Annotated in this window: 18 protein-coding genes; 5 read left to right on the forward strand and 13 right to left on the reverse strand. The window is 43.4% G+C overall.

Annotated features, from left to right (window positions below; translation table 11 throughout):
• Nucleotides 1-470 precede the first annotated feature (470 nt).
• The 5 genes from LYZ37_RS10970 to LYZ37_RS10990 all read right to left on the reverse strand — a co-directional run bounded on the left by LYZ37_RS10970 (nucleotide 471) and on the right by LYZ37_RS10990 (nucleotide 5,777).
• Nucleotides 471-1,793 carry a hypothetical protein gene (locus LYZ37_RS10970; protein ID WP_272785505.1) on the reverse strand — a complete coding sequence of 441 codons (1,323 nt, stop codon included), beginning with the start codon at nucleotides 1,791-1,793 and terminating at the stop codon, nucleotides 471-473.
• Nucleotides 1,794-1,963: 170 nt separating this feature from the next.
• Nucleotides 1,964-3,211, reverse strand: coding sequence for a VapE domain-containing protein (locus tag LYZ37_RS10975; RefSeq protein WP_272785506.1), 1,248 nt, complete (start codon nucleotides 3,209-3,211; stop codon nucleotides 1,964-1,966).
• Complete coding sequence (locus LYZ37_RS10980) at nucleotides 3,204-3,443, reverse strand: helix-turn-helix transcriptional regulator (RefSeq protein WP_069667283.1); 240 nt, start codon at nucleotides 3,441-3,443, stop codon at nucleotides 3,204-3,206. Before LYZ37_RS10980 ends, LYZ37_RS10975 begins: the two co-directional genes overlap by 8 nt.
• 75 nt (nucleotides 3,444-3,518) lie before the next feature.
• Complete coding sequence (locus LYZ37_RS10985; RefSeq protein WP_272785507.1) at nucleotides 3,519-4,526, reverse strand: hypothetical protein; 1,008 nt, start codon at nucleotides 4,524-4,526, stop codon at nucleotides 3,519-3,521.
• A 21-nt stretch (nucleotides 4,527-4,547) separates the two neighbouring features.
• Entirely contained in the window at nucleotides 4,548-5,777 is a 1,230-nt protein-coding gene (locus LYZ37_RS10990; protein ID WP_272785508.1) for a site-specific integrase, read from the reverse strand.
• Nucleotides 5,778-6,158: 381 nt separating this feature from the next.
• Here LYZ37_RS10990 and LYZ37_RS10995 point away from each other — a divergent pair, with 381 nt between their 5' ends.
• Nucleotides 6,159-6,665 carry a Fe3+-citrate ABC transporter substrate-binding protein gene (locus LYZ37_RS10995; protein WP_272785509.1) on the forward strand — a complete coding sequence of 169 codons (507 nt, stop codon included), beginning with the start codon at nucleotides 6,159-6,161 and terminating at the stop codon, nucleotides 6,663-6,665.
• Nucleotides 6,666-6,728: 63 nt separating this feature from the next.
• Here the strand turns inward: LYZ37_RS10995 and LYZ37_RS11000 are convergent, their stop codons facing one another.
• The 4 genes from LYZ37_RS11000 to LYZ37_RS11015 all read right to left on the reverse strand — a co-directional run bounded on the left by LYZ37_RS11000 (nucleotide 6,729) and on the right by LYZ37_RS11015 (nucleotide 11,400).
• Nucleotides 6,729-7,703, reverse strand: a complete 975-nt coding sequence (locus LYZ37_RS11000) for an OmpA family protein (protein WP_272785510.1) — start codon at nucleotides 7,701-7,703, stop codon at nucleotides 6,729-6,731.
• Between the two features lie 271 nt (nucleotides 7,704-7,974).
• Nucleotides 7,975-9,402, reverse strand: a complete 1,428-nt coding sequence (gene gltX, locus LYZ37_RS11005; RefSeq protein ID WP_272785511.1) for a glutamate--tRNA ligase — start codon at nucleotides 9,400-9,402, stop codon at nucleotides 7,975-7,977.
• 120 nt (nucleotides 9,403-9,522) lie between these two features.
• Entirely contained in the window at nucleotides 9,523-10,179 is a 657-nt protein-coding gene (locus tag LYZ37_RS11010) for a DUF2057 family protein (RefSeq protein WP_272785512.1), read from the reverse strand.
• A 75-nt stretch (nucleotides 10,180-10,254) separates the two neighbouring features.
• A complete protein-coding gene (locus tag LYZ37_RS11015; RefSeq protein ID WP_272785513.1) occupies nucleotides 10,255-11,400 on the reverse strand; it encodes a porin in 1,146 nt (381 codons plus the stop codon).
• Between the two features lie 479 nt (nucleotides 11,401-11,879).
• Here LYZ37_RS11015 and LYZ37_RS11020 point away from each other — a divergent pair, with 479 nt between their 5' ends.
• The 4 genes from LYZ37_RS11020 to LYZ37_RS11035 all read left to right on the forward strand — a co-directional run bounded on the left by LYZ37_RS11020 (nucleotide 11,880) and on the right by LYZ37_RS11035 (nucleotide 17,564).
• Nucleotides 11,880-14,576, forward strand: a complete 2,697-nt coding sequence (locus LYZ37_RS11020) for a heavy metal translocating P-type ATPase (RefSeq protein WP_272785514.1) — start codon at nucleotides 11,880-11,882, stop codon at nucleotides 14,574-14,576.
• A complete protein-coding gene (locus LYZ37_RS11025; RefSeq protein WP_272785515.1) occupies nucleotides 14,573-15,016 on the forward strand; it encodes a DUF411 domain-containing protein in 444 nt (147 codons plus the stop codon). The genes LYZ37_RS11020 and LYZ37_RS11025 overlap by 4 nt, the downstream gene beginning before the upstream one ends.
• 276 nt (nucleotides 15,017-15,292) lie before the next feature.
• On the forward strand, nucleotides 15,293-15,919 hold the full coding sequence (locus LYZ37_RS11030; RefSeq protein ID WP_272785516.1) for an outer membrane beta-barrel protein: 627 nt from the start codon (nucleotides 15,293-15,295) through the stop codon (nucleotides 15,917-15,919).
• A gap of 145 nt (nucleotides 15,920-16,064) precedes the next feature.
• Nucleotides 16,065-17,564: a winged helix-turn-helix domain-containing protein gene (locus LYZ37_RS11035; protein WP_272785517.1), complete on the forward strand. Its 1,500-nt coding sequence runs from the start codon at nucleotides 16,065-16,067 to the stop codon at nucleotides 17,562-17,564.
• A 59-nt stretch (nucleotides 17,565-17,623) separates the two neighbouring features.
• On the opposite strand, the gene LYZ37_RS11040 is transcribed toward LYZ37_RS11035, so the two are convergent.
• The 4 genes from LYZ37_RS11040 to htpG all read right to left on the reverse strand — a co-directional run bounded on the left by LYZ37_RS11040 (nucleotide 17,624) and on the right by htpG (nucleotide 22,747).
• Complete coding sequence (locus LYZ37_RS11040; protein WP_272785518.1) at nucleotides 17,624-18,310, reverse strand: oligogalacturonate-specific porin KdgM family protein; 687 nt, start codon at nucleotides 18,308-18,310, stop codon at nucleotides 17,624-17,626.
• 479 nt (nucleotides 18,311-18,789) lie between these two features.
• Nucleotides 18,790-19,749 carry a ferrochelatase gene (hemH, locus tag LYZ37_RS11045; RefSeq protein WP_272785519.1) on the reverse strand — a complete coding sequence of 320 codons (960 nt, stop codon included), beginning with the start codon at nucleotides 19,747-19,749 and terminating at the stop codon, nucleotides 18,790-18,792.
• Nucleotides 19,750-19,881: 132 nt separating this feature from the next.
• Entirely contained in the window at nucleotides 19,882-20,526 is a 645-nt protein-coding gene (adk, locus tag LYZ37_RS11050) for an adenylate kinase (RefSeq protein WP_004748977.1), read from the reverse strand.
• A gap of 316 nt (nucleotides 20,527-20,842) precedes the next feature.
• Nucleotides 20,843-22,747 (reverse strand): molecular chaperone HtpG, encoded by a 1,905-nt coding sequence (gene htpG, locus LYZ37_RS11055; RefSeq protein WP_272785520.1) that lies wholly within the window; start codon nucleotides 22,745-22,747, stop codon nucleotides 20,843-20,845.
• Nucleotides 22,748-22,916 lie beyond the last annotated feature (169 nt).

Here is a 22,916-nt window from a genome sequence, read left to right on the forward strand (position 1 = left end):
TTGCTTATGCGAAATATAAGTGCGCTCGTGGTGCGTGGTATAGGTTTTTCACATTGGGATAGTTGCTACCAATACGATTAGGATAACCATCACGAACATAGTGACAGCTTATAGTGAGATAGCTAGAGCTAAGGCTATACAGGCAAAAAAGCTCCAACACCACAAAGAGTTAAGGAACATGATTACTTTAAATTTCGTCGAGTCAGTCTTGACTCTATGTTTTATAAAAGGGTAAGCAATACAATAACGATGGTATCTCCCACCAACGGATACAAGTGACTTACTTAACCAGCTGGATTCTAGTTTACGGGGTTCTAATGATAGCTGTTCATCCATGAACTTCATTCTCTCTGAATCACCAAGTATTGTCCTAGCCGAAATAAACACAAAAGGTAGAGTCCAGATAATCACATACCCCCAGAGAACCACTGCAATTATTTTTAATGCTAAATCTAATGAACCCAAATCAGCTACTCCTGCCCAATAAATGAATCATATACTTCTTCAGAAAACTCATACATAACATCAGCTAAAGCTTTACTACCCGCAGATCCAGCAAAGCCACCTGCAGCACCACCAACTACCGCTCCCCCAATAGCTGCAACCGCGAGAACAGGAGCCGAAGTAACTCCAACAACACCTAGAATAAGAACTGTACCTGCTGCAGCTAGTTCACCGCCAACCCAACCACCGAGCCAACCGCCACCGAAACCAACAATCTCTCTTGAAACCGTTTTTCCACATTCGCCTTGTCCATCTATAGAACAAGCATCAATAACATTTTTAGCGCCGCTTGCAGCGCCTAGAGCTAAACCGACATACCCAACACCTTTCGCACTAGAGACGCCTTTTGCAACGTTCGCTATGCGTTTACCTAAGTTTGGTACGACACCTTTAGCAATAATATGCTCAGCATTATGGACAACAGACTTTGTTGATAAATTCAGTGCCCTACGTATTTGAGATTGAGGTGGTAACTGAACCGTTCGTTTGGAAAGACTAGCAAAAGAACCGTCAAGCTTCTTAAATAGAGTTGCACGTTGAGATGTAAACTCTCCGTAATTTACCCCACCAGTTCTACTCGCCATAGCAACTTGGGCTACATATAAATCGTTAATTTCCTGCAAGACGTTATTAATGTTGGTAAGGTGTTGTCCTACACCTGTCGCTACAGCACCTACACCAACAGAGCTATATGCATAATAGTCACTAGGAAGCCCATCCGCTTTGAAACGCTCTAGTGCATTTGAAACATAGTAATCCAAGACCTCGAAATGTCTATTTACAGTTGTAAGCTCTTCATCGTTGAGAGCATTTAAGCTTTTACTTGCTGCACTAGCCTCTTCTATTAGCGCATATAACTGCTTTTGCTCATTCGCATCTGTCGGCTCTACTGTAGGGAGAACAACTATCTCACCTTGGCGTACTGGATTATTTAGGTGAGCATTAGCCTTTTTAACCAATTGTTTTTGTTCTGGCGTCGTTTCAGAAGTAAATAAACTTTCCCAAAGCTCACCTTGGGATTGGGTAGCCTCGCACTGCATCCAACCTAACGCAAATGCGACAGCTTTTTCCTGTTCCGTATTGTTAGCTTGAATTTGATTCCAGTTATTTTCACTCGCAGCGTGATTCTCTCTTCGCTGCTGGTCTAAACGTTCTTTAGTGCTTAGTTTTGGTTTTACTTCTTCTTTAGGGGCAAGTTCACGAGGGCCGAAACCCATAGGTGTTCCTATATCACGATATAAGTCTGTATTCTTTAATTTCTTGCCAAAGAATTCTTCTTCTAACGACATGATTTTAATACCAGTTCAACTAACGTTTTGGCGTAGCATACACTACTAATATTCAGGGTAAAAACTTGCTCAGACAGGCAGTTTTTCTCACCTAAAATCCCTGTAAACCTCCTCCACTTCCCCCACCTCAATAGCCGCCAAGTGGGGTAAGTGGATTGGAGTTCAAACCTTCATAAAGACTCCAAAGGAGTCACGGTGGGAAAACAATATCTATTCGTTCCATTGAGTAATTTCCTTTCTAATTTTCCTTCCTTACTTAACAGGGATAACGCTTTACCCACTGCATTACCTCTAGAGACATTTATGCCTATAAACTCGCAGATCTGTTTGGTCGTCATCCACTCTCGCGCTTTGTCTTCACAAGCGTTGATATGTTCTGAAAGCATGTTGTACCAAACACCCTTATCAACATACTTTTCGGATTCTTCTGCAATAAGCCTTTGTTCATCTCTAGTCAACGTCCAAGCATAGCCTTCGTTTAAAAGTAGATGCTTTACCTCAAGCCAAAACTGCTTCAACCGTTCGGGATTGATTAGCACCAACTCTCCAGAGCGAGAAAAGCGCCACCCTAAAACTTCATTGAGTAATGACATGTCTATCTCTTTCACTAACTCAATCACCGCATATCTTGAGTTTCCCGTTTCATCTTTAAGGAAGTCGGTACCATTTACGGTGGCGATTAAGTTCGTCTGTCTGGGCTTCTTAATATCCGTTCTCGCATACGGTGGTCTTATCGTGTCGCATGAGCGCGTAATAAAAGCCTTCAACGCTCCCTGACAGTTTCGCGTCGAACGCTCTAACTCTCCGAGTTCAACAATCCATGACCGAATTACCGAAAGAACGTTATCTTTATTGTCAGGGTTAAGCTCCGAGCCTTCTAAAAAGGCACCATGCATCACAGTAGCAAGACGCTCTACAAACGCTGTTTTTCGAAACGACTGTTCCCCTTGTAGAACTGGCACTAACTTCGACTTAAAGTTAGGGACGTATAGAGATGCAACGCATCCAACTAACCATCGTTTTATAACAACTGAAGCAAGTCCGTTGTTTTTGGCTCTCAAACAACTGATAACTTTGTCTACTCGCTTTTTTCCATCCCATGAGTCATTCAACCATTCCTCTATAGGGTGGTAACTATTTTCCAGTGCCACTGCTGCAAAGTGGTCATCAATTGAGGCTCTAGGTAGAGAGTGAATCGAGGCTAGGGATATCAATTCACTTCTGATGACTTCAGGAGTGCCTATGCACTCCTGACCACTATAGATATCCTGCTCCAATGTCATTTTGTTGTGTTTTGCTTCGTATCCCGCATATTCGAGTAACGCCTTCAGGTTGCTGGCTGTATTGAGTACGATTAGCTTTCCTGAATCCGTATACTTCACATGGGGAAATTGAAGTGTTTCCCCATCATTAGACATTGCTCAGCTCCCCCTGAAGAACATGCTCCAGTTTAGAATGGTTATCTAACCAGCTGTCTAGATCCTCTTTTAGATAGCGGACGGAACGGCCAATCTTGATAAATGGTGGTGCTGCAGTTCGATTGCCTCTCAGTCCTTCCATTCTCGCCTGTCTAAGAAAAGAACGACTCATTCCAATGTATTCTGCGGTTTCCTGCTCTGTATATGCTCGTTTGTTTAAGTAGACTGACATAACACTCATCTCCTTCGTTGTTCGTGACGGAACAATAAGAAAATGGATTATCTTCACGTGCATAAAACCGTGCATTTAGCCGTGCATGTTTTTCCTAACCTCACTCAAAATGTTTTGAAAACGTCGGTAGGACAGCCCTTCTTCTCCAGAACTTTTGTATATCAACCTTTCATCACTGATCTCATCTACAACCATATCAATATCGAATTCATAGACTTCTGTCCGAATATCCTGACGAATGCGATTCCAGACTTCTCTAGACTGAGCATCTGGATACTTCTCTAAAACTCGTTTCTGAATTTCTTTTATAGGATGTGTCTCTACCGATTGGTTAAACTCGGTTAGGTTTAGGTTGTCGTTTCGGTTAGCTAACCGCATAGAATCTGGAGATTGATAACTTCCTACAGCGCCAGTATTCACTTGGTTTGCTTCGGTTACTGTAACCGAATCTAAATGGTTACCTAAATCGAAATGCTGATAGAGAGCTTGACGGCTTAACCTAATAGACTCTGTTTTTAAACTAATAGGTTGCAGCATTAAATTACGAGTACTCTTAGAAAAAGCACTGATCCCTGAGTCAAAGATCTTCAGCGCTGCCGCAAAGCCCACTTCATTTGGCTTTTCATCCAATCTACACCCCATTTCTTTCTCAAAGGAATGCTTGAGGCTCGATTGTTCAGGAATCCCGAGTACTACACGTGAAACAATGTATTCAAGGCCTTCAAGCTCATCTAAGGAAGTAGCAATACGATTAAAACAACCCTCTGCACATTTGGGAAAAACATCACTAACTAATCTGTGTTTTGAACAACTCAAAAATTTAACGACTTCCAACGTTGTCAGCTTCAAGCTGCCGTCATTGATTAAAGAGAGAGACTGCTTATTGGTAAGTTTTACAATTCCTCTAAAATCAAAAATCGCTAGTAACGTGTTGTCGCTAGAAACTCCACCTGCACCCTGTAAATTTACTAGTGCGTTCAAGCAGAATCTGTCGTACTCAATCGCATCCATCACTTGCTCACGACTGACCGGAGTTATTTTTTCTAGCTCGGATAACCTTATAAACTCGCGCTTATCTTCCATGATTGATTCCAACATAATCAATTAGCCTATAAGACTAACGGCTGCGGCTTTGTGCTCCGGTGCTAAGTGGGCATACCTCAAGGTCATTTTCAGATCAGAGTGTCCCAATAGCTCACGTACCGTGTTTAAATCCACTCCAACCATGACTAATTTGCTAGCGAAGTGGTGACGGAGATCATGAAATCGAAAGTCGGTTATTTTTGCTTCCCGAAGAACCCTTAACCATGGCTTTTTAATATCTTTGATAGGAACATCAGACCTAGATGCAAACACATATTCGCGCTTCTTATTTTGAAGCTGCCAAGACTCCAAAACTTCTAAGACGGTATCATTGAGAGGGATATTGCGACTTTTTTTAGCTTTTGCGTTCTGGGCTCTCACGGAAAGATATTGCTGCTCAAAATCAACATCGTCCCACTTCAAAGCCAGTAATTCTCCTCTGCGTAAACCGGTGTTTATTGCCGTGATTACAAGGGGCTCTAGGTAATCGACAAATCTAACGTTATCAAAAGTTGGGTAAAGGTGTTGATTTCTCTCTTGTCGGTGTCGATTTCCAGAACGTCTCTGAGCTCTAATTTGCTCGTCTCTATTTCTAAGAGCTCGCATTAGTGTTCGTTCCTCCGTCTCTGACAAATACCGAACACGTGTGTTTTCTTCTCTTACTAACTTAACTTTGTTCAAGTTATGAGATTCAATCCACTCCCATTCAACAGCACGGTTGAACGCGGCTTTTAATCGATTAACGGCGTAGCTGATAGTGGCGGGAGAGCGACCAAGTTTACGCCGCTCCGTTACCCATTTCTGTATGTCCCAAGCATTAACCTCAGCCAGCGGTTTCTTGAGGATTGATTTGAAACTAGACGTGATAACTCGATAAGCATGGCGAGATGTTTTGGGGTTTAAAGATTCAAGATAGGGCAAATACGTTTCTTCAAGGTAAGCCCCAAGTGTTAGTTTAATTGTCTTTGCGGTTTTCAGCTCTCGCTTGTCGATATGAACATCAACACCACTAGCCACAAGCCCAGCAACTTCTTTTGCCTTGTCTCTTGCTTGATTCGGCGAGAGTACAGAACCAGAGCCAATAAAGTAGTTTCGTTGTTTACCATCGACACGGTAGTAGAAGTAATACTTCACTTTCCCCTGCAATGAGATGCGTGCATGAAAACCGTGAATTTCGGTATCATTAATTCTCCTATCCTCGATACGAAGACTCTTAATCGTTGAAACTGTTATCTTCTTCGTGATTGGCATTACGCGATTTCCATGTAGCAAATATGTAGCAGATGAAGCGTAGTTCCATCGACAAAGATGAACAATGAAGAACAAGATTATTAAAGTTAATTTATATATTTCAATGTGTTATAGCTCACCCTTGTACATCGCTGTTTATACATAAACAATTGAAAAATATACTCCTAAGGGATAGGTCACAGGTTCGAATCCTGTCGGGAGCGCCAGATATTATAAGGGGCTAAATAATCATTATTTAGCCCCTTTTGCATTTTGTCAGGTTCGGCAACAGCTATTTTGTAGCTCAGATGATACAAAAAGGCGGCCATTAAAAATCAAACCTTCTACATTTGTGGACATTCAACTAAAATAGCTATTAATAAAACTATTTATAAAAAATGAATGACCAAAAGTAACTTGACCACTAACACTGGTCACCGCTTTATTTCAAAAGCCAAGACAGCATTTAAGATTCATATCCACACTCCTGATGACAAAGTTCTTCATCGCTCAGTGGGATACGTACGTATTGGTGAGAAAAAAGGGTTAAAGAAAGCGATCAAACTTCGCAACGAACTTGGTTCAGAAATGTGGGGCAAGTTTTGGCGTAAGTTACTCAAAGACCCTTATTTGATGACTCGTCTGCCACATTCGCTAGAGCCTAAGATCATCTTTAAACCTAGACCAACGAAAGATAACCCAACTGCCAAAGACGAATGCTACATCGCTGCTTGGCGTAATTATGATGAGAATGGCAAACTGATCTATAAGAGTGTGGTGTGTTCAATCAAAAAACATGGTCGATTAGCCGCCTACTCGAAAACGAAAAAAGCCTTATTGGCAGCTAACAAAGAGAATCTAGAAATCCTAGAGTTTATGGGTCGATTAAACAGTATCGATTTGAAGTGATACCCGAGTGGATTGAAACAAAAGCCTTGGCACAACGCCAAGGCTTTTTGGATCTTATAGAGGTTACTCTGCTTCGTATTCAAACGCAGGGACAATGATTTCAACACGTCGGTTTTGTGCGCGACCTTCAACGGTGTCATTTGAAGCGATTGGGTTGTTCTCACCTTCACCTTTCGCCGTAATACGTGAACTGTCGATTCCTTCTTCTAGCAATGCATTCTCAATCGATTTAGCACGCTTTTCAGACAGTTTTTGGTTGTATGCAGCCGCACCACTTGAATCTGTGTAACCGGTGATTTCAACATTTGATTGAGGGTACTGCTTCATAAACTGCACTAATTCCTCTAGCATCGGTAAGCTTTCAGGCTTTAGTTCGGCACTATTTAAAGCAAACGCACCAGAGTCAACCACCTTAGTTTCAAAAGTCTTCAGAACTGGCGTGACAACCACTGTCTCTTCAACAACAACTTCTTCAACTACTTTCTCTTCTGCCACATACGGTTCAGAAACAGGCTGCTCACTAGCACCAAACTTATAAACAAACCCTAGCGTCGCTGAGTTCACTGCCGCACGTACATAATCGTTGTTTACGTCAGTTAAGCGCTGATACTCAAGACGAACTGTCACGTTTTTGTGCGAGTCTAGCTCAAAACCAACCGCACCAAGAAATGAGTTGTCATTCTTGTTGCCGTAATCGACACGTGCGCCACCGAACTTGCCGTAAAGAGAAATATCTTCAGTCAAAGACAGGTTGAGCTTAGGTGCTATAGTGAAGGCTTTTACTTTCTCATCAGCTAAACCGTCTGCTGTAAATTCACCTAGATAGTCATAGCCCGCTTCTAGCGATAGGAAATCCATGAACTGGTAACCCGCTAAAACACCTACTGTCATTGAATCATCATCACAATTGGCAGTAATTGAAGTACAAGCGTCATCCAACCATGACTTACCGACTTTACCACCTAAATAGAAATCTGCGTTTGCATTCATTGATGCCAGTGCAAGCGTACTTGAAATTACCACTGCTAACTTTTTCATGAGTCCTTCCCCATTTTTCATTATGTTTATGCCAATCAAACTACTTTAGACCAACTGCTCTAGTTTAGTCATAGAACTAGACGATAGCATTACTATTGCATATGCCAAGCAAAATAAATTGCAAGCCAGATTACCTGCGTCATTATAATTGGCTTAACCGTCTTACAAATAAGACATCACTACAACCAGTAACAGATATTGGGTCATCTCTCAGGCAACAAAAAAACCGCAGCAATTTGCTGCGGTTTTGGTTTCGATTCAGGCGAGCTTGCTATGCGTTAGCTTCGCGCTCAGCAACAAACTCTAGTGCCATCTTGATGCGAGCAATAACGCGCTCTTTGCCTACGAGTTCCATTACTGCGTCAACTGATGGAGATTGACCACCGCCAGTTACCGCAACACGCAGTGGCATACCGATTTTGCCCATGCCGATCTCTAGTTCTTCACAAACCGCTGCGATCACGCCTTGTTTGATGTTGTCCGTTGTCCACTCTTCTAGCGCTTCAACTTTTTCTAATGCTAGTGCTAGAGGCTCTTTAGCAACGCCACGAAGGTGCTTCTTCGCTGCACCCGCTTCAAACTCAGAGAAATCTTCGTAGAAGTAACGGATTTGCTCAGCTAGCTCCACAAGCGTATTACAACGCTCGCCAACTAAAGTGATCACTTCCGTGATTGCTGGGCCGTTTTCAACGTTTAGTTTTTGGTTATCTAGGTGCCATTGCAGATGCTCAGCTACGTATTCAGGAGCTGAAGTCTTGATGTAATGGTTGTTCAACCAAAGTAGCTTTTCAGTATTGAAGGCAGATGCTGACTTCGAAATCGCGCTCAAGCTAAATAGATCAATCATCTCTTGCTCTGAGAAGATCTCTTGGTCACCGTGAGACCAACCTAGACGTACTAGGTAGTTGTTCAGTGCATTCGGGAGGTAACCTTCATCACGGTACTGCATCACAGAGACCGCACCATGGCGCTTAGACAGCTTGGCACCATCATCACCAAGAATCATCGCACAGTGTGCAAATGTTGGTACAGGTGCACCTAGCGCTTCATAAATGTTGATTTGACGAGGCGTGTTGTTGATGTGATCTTCACCGCGAACAACATGAGTAATACCCATATCCCAGTCATCCACCACAACAACAAAGTTGTATGTTGGCGCACCATCAGTACGACGAATAATCAGATCATCTAACTGGCTGTTTGCGATTTCAATACGGCCACGGATTTGATCTTCAAATACCACGCTGCCTTCTTTTGGGTTACGGAAACGGATAACAAACGCGTCACCCTCTTTCGCTTCTGCGTTTGCAGCAACGATTTTCGGATGGTTTGCATCGTAGCGAGGCATCTCTTTCGCCGCTTCTTGCTCAGCACGGATCTCATCTAATAGCTCTTTAGATGCGTAACACTTGTATGCTTTGTCTTCAGCTAGCAGCTTATCAACCATTTCGTTGTAACGGTCAAAACGCTTAGATTGGAAGTAAGGACCTTCATTCCACTCTAAACCCATCCATTGCATACCTTCTAGGATCGCATCTACCGCTTCCTGAGAGTTACGTTCTAGGTCCGTATCTTCGATACGTAGAACAAATTCACCACCTTGGTTTTTAGCGTAAAGCCAAGAATAAAGTGCAGTACGAGCACCACCAACGTGTAGGTAGCCTGTTGGGCTAGGAGCAAAACGAGTTTTAACCGTCATGTAAAATACCTTGATTGTCTAAATGACCGCACCACTCTATTCAAATGAGGATGGTGCCAAAATTGCGCGTTATTTTAGCACCGATATGCAAATCTACAATCCATCTACAGCATGTTTTGTTTATTCATTGATGTGTTTGACTGCCCAAGAGATAAACTCTTGACGCTGAGTCGGCGTCATAGACAAGAAGTCGCTTTTAATTGAACTGCTTGAAGTCGAGATAGCTGTCTTCATCTCTGCTTGAGCACCTGTGCTCTTGATTTTCTCAGTGTGGCTTGCGTGAGGTGCTACAGCATCTGTGTGGGAGATAGAGGCAATGCCCCCAACTTGGTTATACTCAGCCACTGCCGCTTCATAATCATTGAACTGAGAAAAGCCTTTAATGTGTAGCAGATCAACCTGATAATCAACAGCCTTACCCTGAGCATCCAATAGTGAGAAATCCAATGCTTTACGGAACGTTTTTGCTTGGTCAACATGACGAAAAACCGGATAGCTAAGGGTGACCGGAGCAGACGCGGCATCAAATTTAATTACGACTGACGGAAACACCAGTTTGTTTCGACGACCATCTTCAACAACCAGTTGGTCAAGGGCGAACAAGAGCTGGTTTTGACCCTCTTGCAAATTAATCACTTGAGCGCTTTTATAATCGTTACGAGTCAGCTCTTTTCCATTTAGCACTAACGGCTCAATCTCGTTAATAATAGTCAGCTCAGCCGCTCCCACTGGCAGTGCCATCGCAGCGAATAAAAGTGCGCTTGTTAGTTTTTTCATAGATTCCTCGACGTCAAAGCGAATAGTAAACAACGAAGGGCGGCATAAAGCCGCCCATATAATTTTAATTAATAGTTAGAACCAGTATTCGATACCGACAGACGCTTCATCAAAGCTGTCTGACTTCCAACGGCCTTGGTAACCTTCACCAGTAGTACCAGTGTTTTCTAGGTCATTCATTGCGTAACGAGCGTACACAACCGCGTTAGTATCAACCGAGTACATTAACTGCATCGAAGTCACGTTGTCTTTAGTGCCTTCAATGTCTTTACCGTCCACTTCTAGGCCAAGGTTTTCAGCGCGAGCGATCTTCGCTTGCCACTTGTTACCTTCACCAAAGTTGTAGGTTAGACCCACTGAGTAAGAGTGCTCTGTCTCATCGCTGCCTTTGGTATCTTGCGCTTCAGCAATACGGTAGTAAGCAAAGTAGCCTAAGCCGTTAGAGAAACCACCTTGAGAGCCCAATAGGTAAGTTTGGTTATCCCAGTACTTTTCGTTCTTGCCTTCCATTGTGTCGTAGTTCATTTCGTACGCTAAGTCGAACTGAACCCAACCCCAGTCACCGTTGAACTGCTGGTGAGCAGCCATACCGTGCCAGTAGTTGCTACCCGCTTTTGTGCTACTTGTACCGCCCGCCCGATCTTGACCAGCACCTGCTGCGATATCCATGGTGAAGCCTTTCCACAACTCATTGGTATCCCAGCGAATGGTGTCGGATTGACGGTCATTAAAGTTGTTACCGCCAATATTGCCACCCCAGTCCCAAACGTTACCCATACCTGGGTTGGTCGCTGGCCAGTCAATCAATTCGTAAATTGGCGTTAGTACGCGGCCTAGGCGAACTTTACCAATCGTGTCATGTTCAAAACCAACAAAGGTATCACGACGACCTAGATAGCCATTACCACCATCTTCACCTGCAAATGACTCATCAACGTAGCCTGACTCGATTTGCCACAAGAATGTCCAGTTATCCCAGCTATCGAACTTCGCTGTACCACGCCAACCAAGGCGAGATTCGTTGTTGAACTGAACACCATCGTTCTGTGGTGAGTTGTCGTAATCACGGTTTGCTACCTGCATAGCAATCAAACCATAGATACCTTGCTCATATTTAGCTTCTGCGGGATTCAGGTTCGTATCTGCGGCGGCCATGCCAGAGAAACCTAATACAACGGTAGAAACCGCTGCGCCAAGAAGTGTCTTTTTGAACATAGACATAGTATTAACCCCTAGTAATTATTCATTTTGGTCGTTTTTCTTAGTACCCCTCTCCCACTTATCAATTGGTGTTCGAGGGGAACTATTTATGGACAGGGGCATGGTGACAAACTTTTTTCGCTGCAAAAAACGAGGCGAAAAATAATCTGACTACGTTCAAATCAAAAAAAACACAAACAAGATAAAACATTTAAAAACAGCAAGTTAAAATCACAAATCAATAAACAAAAACGTCAAAACACTCAGTTACAATCAAATCAACCAGTTAACTAAGGGAAATTTTCGGCGCAGATCACCGTAAATTTTTATTCCTTTATAGGTATTAACAAGTTTCCCAGTAAAAGTTTGAAATCTCTCGCAATCATCTGAGCTAACAATTTTCAAATAATTCTAATTTTGACGTTTTGGTTTAAAGGCTTGACCTTACCCTTGAGGTAAGGTTTAGGCTAAGTAACAGTTCCATTTTTCGAGGTGTTGATATGTCTAAGTTTGATATTCCATTGTCAGGATTAAACTGTATGGGATGCGCACGTAATGTAGAGCGAGCCCTTACCGCAGAACACCAAGTACAGATTCACCAGCTGTCCCCAACCTTTATCTCGTTGGATACCGACAGTTCATTCTCATCAATCGCGAAAGTGGTGGAGAAACTCGGCTATTCAGCAGGCAATCAGCATCATTTTTTCTTAACTGGACTAAATTGTGGTAAATGCGTCGCCAAACTTGAGCAAGCATTGGCACAAGATCCGCTCAATGGCACATTCGCAGTTTCGAAAACAGAATTAGCCATTACTACCCTACGAACAGCTGACGAAGTTACACAGTTAGTTGCATCACTTGGCTATCAAGCTAACCAAGAGACAATTGAACTTGATGAAATTGAAACTTCTACCACTGAGGCAGATATCCCTGTCAGCCCTATAGAAGAAGTATCGGCTCACTCCTTCCATCTACTTATATCCGGCATGACCTGTGCGAGCTGTGTCTCATCCGTGGAGAAGGCTCTGATTTCTGTTAAAGGCGTTCAAAAAGCTCAGGTCAATTTAGCAGAGCAAAGCGCGTTAGTTTTTAGTACAGAACCAAAAGAGCAGATTGAAGCCGAGCTTGTTACCACTGTCAAAGAAGCAGGTTATCAAGCTCAAATCATTGATGACCCAGCAACGCAGCAACAAAAACAGATTGAGCAACAAGAGCAGGCGCAAACACAGCATAGAAAAAGTGCGTTAGCAGGTATTGTTGTCGGTGCTCCACTGATGCTCTGGGGAGTGTTTGGCGGCAACATGATGATTCGCAACAGCCAAGACCAACTGGCTTGGGGAGTCATTGGTGTTATCTGCTTTTGGCTATTAGCAACCGCAGGGCGAAGCTTTTTTACTAATGCATGGCAAGCGCTTACTCACAAACGAGCGACGATGGATACCTTAGTCGCGCTTGGTACAGGCGCAGCTTGGTTGTTTTCCATGTTAGTAGTCACTATCCCAGAATGGTTTCCACTTTCTTCAAGACACGTTTACTTTGAGGCGAGCGCGATGATCGTCGGATTAATCTCACTCGGTCACTATATAGAGGCTAAAGCGAAAGCTAAAACGACCCGCTCGCTACAAGCCTTAGTGAATCTTCAACCACAGAACGCCACTCTAGTCACTGGGGATGGTGAACGTGAGATTCCGCTTGAGCAAGTCACCTTAGGCATGAAACTAAGAGTCAAACCCGGTGAGAAGGTGCCCGTAGATGGTGTGGTCGAGAGTGGCGAGTCTTATCTGGATGAATCTATGCTCACCGGCGAGCCAGTTCCAGTATACAAAGCATTAGGTGAGACAGTTTCAGCAGGCACCATCAATCAAGATGGCAGCTTAGTGATAACCGCTTCAGGCATCGGTAGCGATACCATGCTGTCGAGAATCATCACTATGGTTCGAGAAGCTCAAAGCAGTAAACCTGCAATTGCCAAGCTCGCCGATCAAATTTCATCGATATTCGTACCGGTTGTGGTTGCCATCGCGATTGTTTCTGCACTTGTATGGTTTATGTTTGGTCCAGAGCCAAAAGCCAGTTATATGTTAGTAGTGACTACCACAGTGCTAATCATCGCTTGCCCTTGTGCGCTAGGGCTAGCAACACCATTGTCAGTTACAGTTGGAATAGGTAAAGCTGCTGAGATGGGTATTTTAATCAAAGATGCCGATGTCCTTCAGTTCGCAAGCAAAATAGATACGGTTGTATTTGATAAGACCGGAACCTTGACCAAAGGGAAGCCGCAAGTTCAAGCCGTTCATTCAGTCTCCAATGACGTTGACCGCCTACTTGCCTTGGCCGCTTCAGTTGAAAAACAATCAGAGCATCCTCTGGCTAAAGCCATTGTTAATCAAGCCAACGAGAAGCAACTCACTCTCGTTGATGTAGAGAACTTTGAGAGTCGCCGTGGGCAAGGTGTTTTTGCCCAGTATCAACACGAAGAGATTGCGATTGTCTCACTCAACTATGCTCAGGCGCAGTCGTGGGAAATGTCCTCTATAGAGGCAGAAATTCGTCATTACTTAGATAACGCTTGGACTCCGGTGGTTATCTCGGTGAACGCTGAAGTCGTTGGTACTATCGCTATTGCCGATCCGATTAAGGAAGACGCAAAGCAAGCGGTCTCCATGCTAAAAGCAATGGGTATTACACCTGTCATGCTCACAGGAGACAACCAATCCGTCGCACAAGCCATCGCGACTCAATTAGGTATTGAACGCGTCATCGCTCAGGTGCTGCCAGATCAGAAAGCGAGCCATATTGAACAACTTCAGAGTGAAGGTCGTACGGTTGCCATGATTGGTGATGGCGTCAACGATGCACCCGCTCTCGCTTTAGCTAATATCGGTATCGCAATGGGCAGCGGCAGCGACGTCGCGATTGAAAGCGCACAAATTACCTTGATCAACTCATCGCCAGTCTCTGTTATCAAGGCCATTGAGTTGTCGAAAGCAACACTGCGTAACATGAAACAAAACCTATTTGGCGCATTCATCTACAATTCACTAGGTATCCCACTTGCCGCCGGGGTACTTTATCCAGCTTTCGGCTTTTTGCTCAGCCCTGTTATCGCAGGTGCAGCAATGGCCCTATCATCAATAACGGTGGTGAGTAACGCCAACCGTCTAAGACTATTTAACACTTCCGAGAGGTCACTATGAATAGAAAAGCTCTAAGTTTGGCTACCCTTGCACTTTTGTCTGGTCAAGCGTTAGCTGCTGATGTCATCAACCATAAATCACCTTATTGTGGTTGCTGTACGGAGTGGACCAAACACATGCAAGATGCTGGGTTTAATGTCGATGAAAAACTGCATGAAAACATGAACCCTATAAAACAGAAACTCGGAATTACACCAGAGCTTGCTTCGTGTCATACAGCTGAGATCAATGGCTATGTATTTGAAGGGCATATCCCGGCCGAAGACATTAAAGCCTTCTTAGAAAACCCACCACGTAATGCAAAAGGGCTTGCGGTTCCAGGCATGCCGATGGGCTCTCCAGGTATGGAATATGGCAATGAAAAAGATGAGTATTCCGTCTATGCATTTAATGAAAAGGGTCAAGTATTCGCTTACCGACACTACGAAGGTAATAAATAACGGATTCTGTTGACTCAGTTTGTGTTGCACTTTAATTCAGTTTGACGAGTTAAAGTGCAATAAAGATCCAATTAAATCAAAAATATAGATCTAAATTAACATCAAGTGTAACTACGTTTACTTTTGTTTTTCGCATTATTCCTCTCTCTCAGATAACTTTCTCGCCAACTTAACGACGCCCAGTAAATGGCGTTCAATCAACTCTAGTTGCAACCCGTCTACTTGTACCGGAAGGCAGCAATGAGTACTCGTTACCTAACAAAATTGAGAAGCACTATGCGTAAACATCTACTGATTGCAGCGGCAGCTGCTGTGGTTTCACTACCAACTTTCGCTAATTCACCTTACATTGCGGTAGAACTTGCTGGCGGTAAATACAGCACTTCAGCGGCAGATGCCGAAAGCAAAACTATCGTTGATAAACTTGACAATGCAGGCTCTTTTGCAATTAAAGGCGGCTCTTACCTAACTGAGAATGTACGTGTTTATGGTTACTTGCAATACAACGGCGAGTCAGAATTGAGCATCATCGATCCTGAAGAAAATGCTCAAGTTAAGTTTCAGCTAGATGGATACCAGTTTGGCGCAGGTTCTGACTACGTTTATCACATTGACAAAAGTTTCTATGTACTAGCCGGCGGTTCACTAGGTTACTACAACAGTGAACTTGAAACTAAAGTGACGCCAGCTATGGGCTTGAGCGCTTCAACAACGAGCAAAAACTCAGGCTTAACCTATGGCCTAAATGCAGGTCTAGGCTACATGTTTACTGACCACTTTGGCATGGAAGCTGGCTACCGATTCAACTACTTTACTGGCAACGAGCATAAAGTAGATGACGAAGTGCTTGGTAAGTTTAAGTCTTCAAACCAAGGCTACATCAACGCGACTTACAAGTTCTAATTATTGAAGTTAACTCGGTGTGTGTACCCCTAACGCACCGAGTTTCTCACAAATGATACAGCCAAACTTACTTATGAAGGGATCTATAAGTCGGAAGAATATTTTTGTAGAATGCGCGGCGTCTTTTCGCTCCCCTGTGACTCGTATGAATATACTCGCTCAAGCCAAGCAAAGCGGCCAACTCATCGCTATTGCTCACTTACTCTATGATCCTGAACATAAAACGCTGACCAATGGCGGCAATGAAATTGCGCTAGAGCCGCGTAATGTCGCTTTGTTAGAGGTATTGCTATCCAATGTCGGTGAGCCAACCTCCATCGAGCAGTTTATTGAGCAAGTTTGGGAAAATCAGTACATCTCAAAAAATGTGGTCACAAACCGCATCAGTTTGCTACGCAACCTGCTAAGAGAACATGTCCCTGATATTGACTCGACCAAATTGATCGTGACCTATCCTAAAAGAGGCTACTACATACCAAACAGTCATGTGCAATTGGTCAGTTCATCTAATGTAAACCTAGATTCAGACAAACAGACCTCTGCAAGTCATCAACGAAAGCTAAAACCATCAAAGTTTGCTTTTTGGAGCTCGGCGTTTGTTATTGCGGTTCTATTAGCGGCAGTAACTTTGGTCAATACATTTTTTGATGTAAAGCTTGAGTCAAAAGATCAGGCTCTGTACGTACCTCAAGTTCGCTTGCTGCTCGATCAAATCTCTTCGTCACGACAATCAATGCAGGAAGATGCTTTAAAGCTCAAAGTATTGTTACTCCATGCTTACAGCCATTCTCCTTATATCCACTTGGCCAATATGCGCTCACCGAGTTACTACTTGATGAGCTTAAGCGAGCACCATCACTTCCCGGGTTCAGATGCAATCAATGATTCGGATTATAAGTTGACGTTTAACCTGATAAAGGACAAAGAGGCAACAGATACACTAGAGGTCATCCTTTACCATTCGGCGTCCGCTCGTGTTGCGTGGCGTAACTTATATTCGCTTGAAGACAGTGAGTTGGTTGCAACAGTTAACGAATTAAACTCTGATTTGACCGAATACTTTAAGCTACCAACGCCTATTTTGCGCATCGATCAGGAACTTAAAACCAGTCTCACTCAACTATCTGAAGCTGAGTTCGATAAGTTAATTGAGCAAAATATGAGTGGCGCAGAGATTAGCTTCTATACCCGAGAGCTACTATTTAGCGACCAACCCTCTGATGTGCTTCGCCATTGGATTGACAAGGTTAAACAAAGTACGCCAACACCTTCTCCTGAGCTGCATATGCTGCTCGCACTACTTACCTATCGATCTGGTGAGATAGAGAAAAGCTTACAGATGCTACAGCGGGAGTATGTGGCAGAAATTCCAAACAACGCACTTATCTTAATGCTGCAAGCCAATATTAGCCGTAAAAAACGCAATATAGAGCAATATTTAAGTAACTACCTAAAAGCGACAGCAGCACTCACCAGTAGCATTTCGGCTAAGCAAGTCTTAGCGCACTATACGAGTGACAATAAGCAAGCCGCCTGCTTAGGTTTATGGAAAGACGCGCTATCAAACATAGAATACATGCAAATGCCGGATAGTATACTTTGGCAAGGTGTAGAACGCTTCTGCGCACCAATCAAAACAGCATGATACGAAAAAGGCCCAGTAACAACTGGGCCTTAGTGTTAGGACAGTAGATTTAGGCTGACTTAGAAGCCGTAAGAAGCACCGAATACGAATGCTGTGTTCTCTTTCTTGTCAGAACCGTCAGCATTTTTCGCACCGTGACCTTGGCTACGTAGCTCGAAGTATGGTTGAACGCCTTCGCGAGTCCAAGTTGCACGGAACTCGTGGTCCATTGTGTTTTCAGCTTTATCGTTACGTACGTAAACGTTGTTGTACGCTAGAGCTAGAGGCATATCGGCTACTGCGTAACCGATACGGTTGTCAAAACGCAGTTGGTCATTGTCGCTGTTCTTAACGTTATGGTAACGAGTACGGTTGCTGATTGCTAGGCCGTTGTCGAAGTTATAGCCAATTTTCACTAGTGGACGATTTTGTACCGTTTCACCGTTGTTTAGTAGGTGGTGGTAACCTGCAGCAACCCATAGGTTATCGTTGATTGAGTAGCTCTGCTCAATACCTAGCGTGATGTAAGGCGTTGTACCTGCGCCTTCGTTGAACTCACCTTCGTAGCTACCTAGAGAAATACCATCAAACTCTGTTAGTAGTGTTGTACCAGTATCAAATGTGTGGCCTGCTTCTAGTGTAGAAGTCGCATTAGGGTTTTTGTTTTCACTGTGGAACTGGACATTACCTGTTACGTAAGAAGAACCTGCGTATGCAGTAGATGCGAAAGCAAGCGTGATTGCGCTAAGAGTTAGTAGTTTTTTCATTATAGTCTGCCTTTAATAACTAAAATGTGCTGCGGCTGTGTCTTGGTAGTTCTTCACCGTTAACCGCTAAATAGGTTTGCCTTCCTGGCTTGGCAGTCATAATGTCGGATTTAATTCACGATAAAAAATTAATCCATTTTTTGTGCGACGCACTTCAACGTAAAAAAGAGAAAAGTAATTTAATTCTTAATTTTCATACCCTTACAAAAACAAAAAAATTAATAAAATAGAGATTGGTGATCACTATCACCTAGAGTTTCTTTATTAATCAGATTAACAGTATCGAGATCACACAGCTTTTAGCTTTTTATTAATTTTCGATAATAATAATCTGATCTTGATCACCAAAACATCGATCAGGCGAATAACTAGTAAAGTCGTTTTTTAACGATAGGCTATGGGAAAATTGACGTTAGATGGCATGACTAGATACAAAAAAGACCGCTAACGCGGCCTTCTTAAGCATACAATCGCTACCTTTAATGACGTGAAATCAAATCCACCATCATCTGAATATGCAGCTCATCGTCGTTTAGGCACGGGATATAAGTAAACTGCTCACCACCATGCTCCATAAACAGCTCACAACACTGTTCTGAAATCTCTTCTAATGTTTCCAGACAGTCTGCTGAGAAGGCTGGCGCCATAATATCGAGTTTTTTGATCCCTTTGGCTGGCAAGGTTTCTAATGTTTTGTCTGTATAAGGCTGTAACCATTCCTCACGACCAAAACGCGATTGATATGTCATACCAATTTTGTCAGGTGACAAACCGAGTTCCTCGCCAAGAAGCGCAGTTGTTCGCTCACAATGTTGAGGATAAATATCACCATTGTCGGCAAAGCGTTTAGGAATGCCATGATATGAACAAAGCAGATAATCTCCTTGACCGTTCTCTTGCCAAGAACGCTTAACACTTTCAGCCAATGCTTTGATATACAGAGGGTGCTCGTGGTAGTCGCGAATAAACTGAAAACTAGGTATTACAGGCATCTGCTTGAATGCTTTAGTTAATCCATCAGATACCGTAGCCGACGTTGTTCCAGAATACTGAGGGTATAGCGGCAAGACGATAATCTCTTCTACCCCTTGAGCTAGTAAAGTCTCTACGCCAACTTTTAGGCTCGGATTGCCATAAGTCATCCCTAACTCAACCGGTATATCAAGCTGCTGGCGAAGTTTTTCAGCTTGCTTCTTAGAGTAAACCAGAAGTGGAGAGCCCTCTTCCATCCATACGGTTTGATATAGCTTCGCTACTTTTGGCGCGCGAATTGGCAAAATCACACCATGCAAGATTGGACACCATAACCAACGCGTCATATCGACGACACGCTTGTCATGCAGAAACTGACTTAAAAAGCGCTTAACCGCAGGAGCGGTGGCCTCATCGGGCGTACCTAAGTTAACCAGGAGTACACCTTGTTTTTTGTTATTTTGCATAGCTTCCTATCGACACTAAAAAGGCTCTCTACGTACCTATCTCAGAAATGGATCAAACTAAGAGCATAAAAAAAGCGACCCTAAAAAGGATCGCTTCACTATAGCAAATTTTCAAAATTCGCGGTTAGCTATTTATGCTAGTGCTTTCTCGATATCTGCACTAACTTCAGCAACTTGCTTAGTACCGTCGAACTTAAGGTACTTAGTATTACCTGCTTCAGCTTCTTTACCGTAGTAAGAGATAAGCGGTGCAGTTTGCTCATGGTATACACCTAGACGAGCGCGTACTGTCTCTTCTTTGTCGTCATCACGAACAACTAGATCTTCGCCAGTTACGTCGTCTTTGCCTTCAACTTTAGGCGGGTTGTAAACAACGTGGTAAGTACGACCAGAAGGTAGGTGAGCACGGCGACCAGCCATACGCTCAACGATTACGTCGTCAGCAACATCAAATTCGATTACGTAGTCTACATCTACACCCATTTCTTTCAGACCATCAGCCTGAGGAATAGTGCGAGGGAAACCATCTAGTAGGAAACCTTTTTCGCAGTCATCTTGAGCGATACGCTCTTTGATTAGACCAAGGATGATTTCATCAGAAACTAGCTGACCAGCGTCAATAACAGCTTTAGCTTGTTTACCAAGCTCTGTACCTGCTTTGATAGCAGCACGTAGCATGTCACCAGTAGAGATTTGCGGAACACCGTATTTTTCCATGATGAAATTAGCTTGTGTGCCTTTACCTGCACCTGGAGCACCTAGAAGAATGATGCGCATGTTGAATCCTCTTAAGATAATAATGATTTATACCGAAGCTCACTATGGGGTGACCAAATGAACACATCTAGCGCTCACGGTAAGTTTCGGTATAACTGTTCTACAGTTAACAATAAAGCAGGCGTGCACATTACACGCCTGCTCATTGGGTTTCAAGGTTGCATTCTATCATACAATTTAAAACCAAAGCGCGAATTACGACTAAAGAATGCTTAAACACTCACACAAGTCTGCAACTTCTCGCGGTTTTATTCATGATTAACGCAAATAAATCAAAAAGCCCGCAAGATGCGAGCTTTTTGGTGTTTTTAGGCTATTAGCCCTTAGTCAAAAGCGTGTTGATTGCACCTAAGAACTGCGATGGATCTTCCATCGAACCGCGTTCAGCCAACATCGCTTGACCTAACAGCAGTTCTACCCAGCGACCAAACGCTTCTTCGTCGGCTTCATCGGCCATGCGCTTAACAAGTGCATGCTCAGGGTTAATTTCAAAGATGTACTTCACTTCTGGAGCGGCCTGACCTGCTGCTTCAAGTAGCTTAGCCATTTGTGTGCCCATCTCGAAGTCATCCGTCACCACTACCGCTGGAGTATTGGCTAGCTTAAAGGTCGTGCGAACCTCTTTGACGCGCTCACCTAAATACTCTTTGGTGCGCTCAACGACAGACTTAAACTCTTCTTCGGTCTCTTTCTGCTTTTCTTTCTCTGCTTCGTCTTCAAACTTGCTCAGATCAAGACCCGCTTTAGTGATTGACTGGAACTGCTTACCATCAAACTCGGTCAGGTAGTTCATCAGCCACTCATCAATACGGTCAAACATCAGAATTACTTCGATGCCTTTGGCTTTGAACTGCTCTAAGTGAGGGCTGTTCTTAGCTGCTGCGTAGCTGTCTGCAGTCAGGTAGTAAATCTTGTCTTGATCTTCTTTCATGCGTTCTACATAAGACGCTAGACCAACAGTTTGCTCAGCAGAGTCAACGTCAGTAGACGCAAAACGAAGTAGTGCTGCGACTTTCTCTTTGTTGCTCATGTCTTCTGCTGGGCCTTCTTTTAGAACCAGACCAAACTCTTTCCAAAACGATTGGTATTTCTCTTCATCGTTTTTCGCCATACGCTCAAGCATAGTAAGCACACGCTTAGTACAAGCATTACGTAGCGATTGGGTAACTTTGTTGTCTTGCAGAATTTCGCGCGATACGTTGAGTGGCAGATCGTTTGAATCTATTAGACCGCGAACAAAGCGTAAGTATGAAGGCATGAACTGCTCAGCATCATCCATAATAAACACGCGCTGCACATACAGTTTAAGACCAGATTTGTGGTCGCGGTTCATCATGTCCCAAGGTGCTTTCGCTGGAATGTATAGCAAGCTTGTGTAGTCGTTTTTACCTTCTACGCGGTTATGGCTCCATACCAGTGGATCTGCGAAGTCATGAGAAACATGCTTGTAAAATTCTTGGTACTCTTCTTCAGAGATATCCGACTTATTACGCGTCCAAAGTGCCTGAGCCTTGTTGATCTGCTCCCACTTTTTCTCACCGGTTTCTTTGCCTTCTTCATCACGCTCAGCGGTCTGAATAGCCACAGGAATACCGATGTGATCTGAGTACTTGCTGATCACTTCACGCAAGCGCCACTCGTTTAAGAACTCTTTACCTTCCTCACGCATGTGAAGAATGATGTCTGTACCGCGACTCTCCTTAGAGATAGTTTCGATGGTGTATTCACCTTCACCCGCCGAATGCCATTGAACGCCCTCTTGAGCATCTAAGCCTGCTGCACGCGTACGAACCGTGACTGCATCAGCGACAATGAATGCTGAGTAAAAGCCAACACCAAATTGACCAATTAGCTGTGAGTCTTTCGATTGATCTTCAGACAACTTTGAGAAGAATTCAGCCGTACCTGATTTTGCGATAGTGCCTAAATGCTCAATCACATCCTCACGGCTCATACCAATACCGTTGTCAGAGATTGTCAGAGTATTCGCTGATTCGTCGAAAGAAAGCTTCACACCAAGGTCTGCATCACCTTGGTACAGTTCTGAATTTGACAAAGCTTGAAAGCGCAGTTTGTCAGAAGCGTCAGACGCATTTGAAATTAGCTCACGAAGGAAAATCTCTTTGTTTGAGTAAAGAGAGTGAATCATAAGGTGAAGTAATTGTTTTACTTCAGACTGAAAGCCACGAGTTTCTTTGTTTTGAGTTGCTGTATCGCTCATGATAACTCCATAAGTTCTATACTTATCAAGCCAATACATTCATAATAATGATGTCTATTTGGCCTAAATCTGCCAATTAACATGAGGGTGACAAATGTAAATTCAAGGTCAAGAATCATAAAAACAGTGTTTTTTTTGTTTTATTTTGACTATCCTTTGCCACGCCAAA

This window comes from Vibrio tubiashii (genome assembly GCF_028551255.1).
In the GTDB taxonomy this organism is placed as follows: domain Bacteria; phylum Pseudomonadota; class Gammaproteobacteria; order Enterobacterales; family Vibrionaceae; genus Vibrio; species Vibrio tubiashii_B.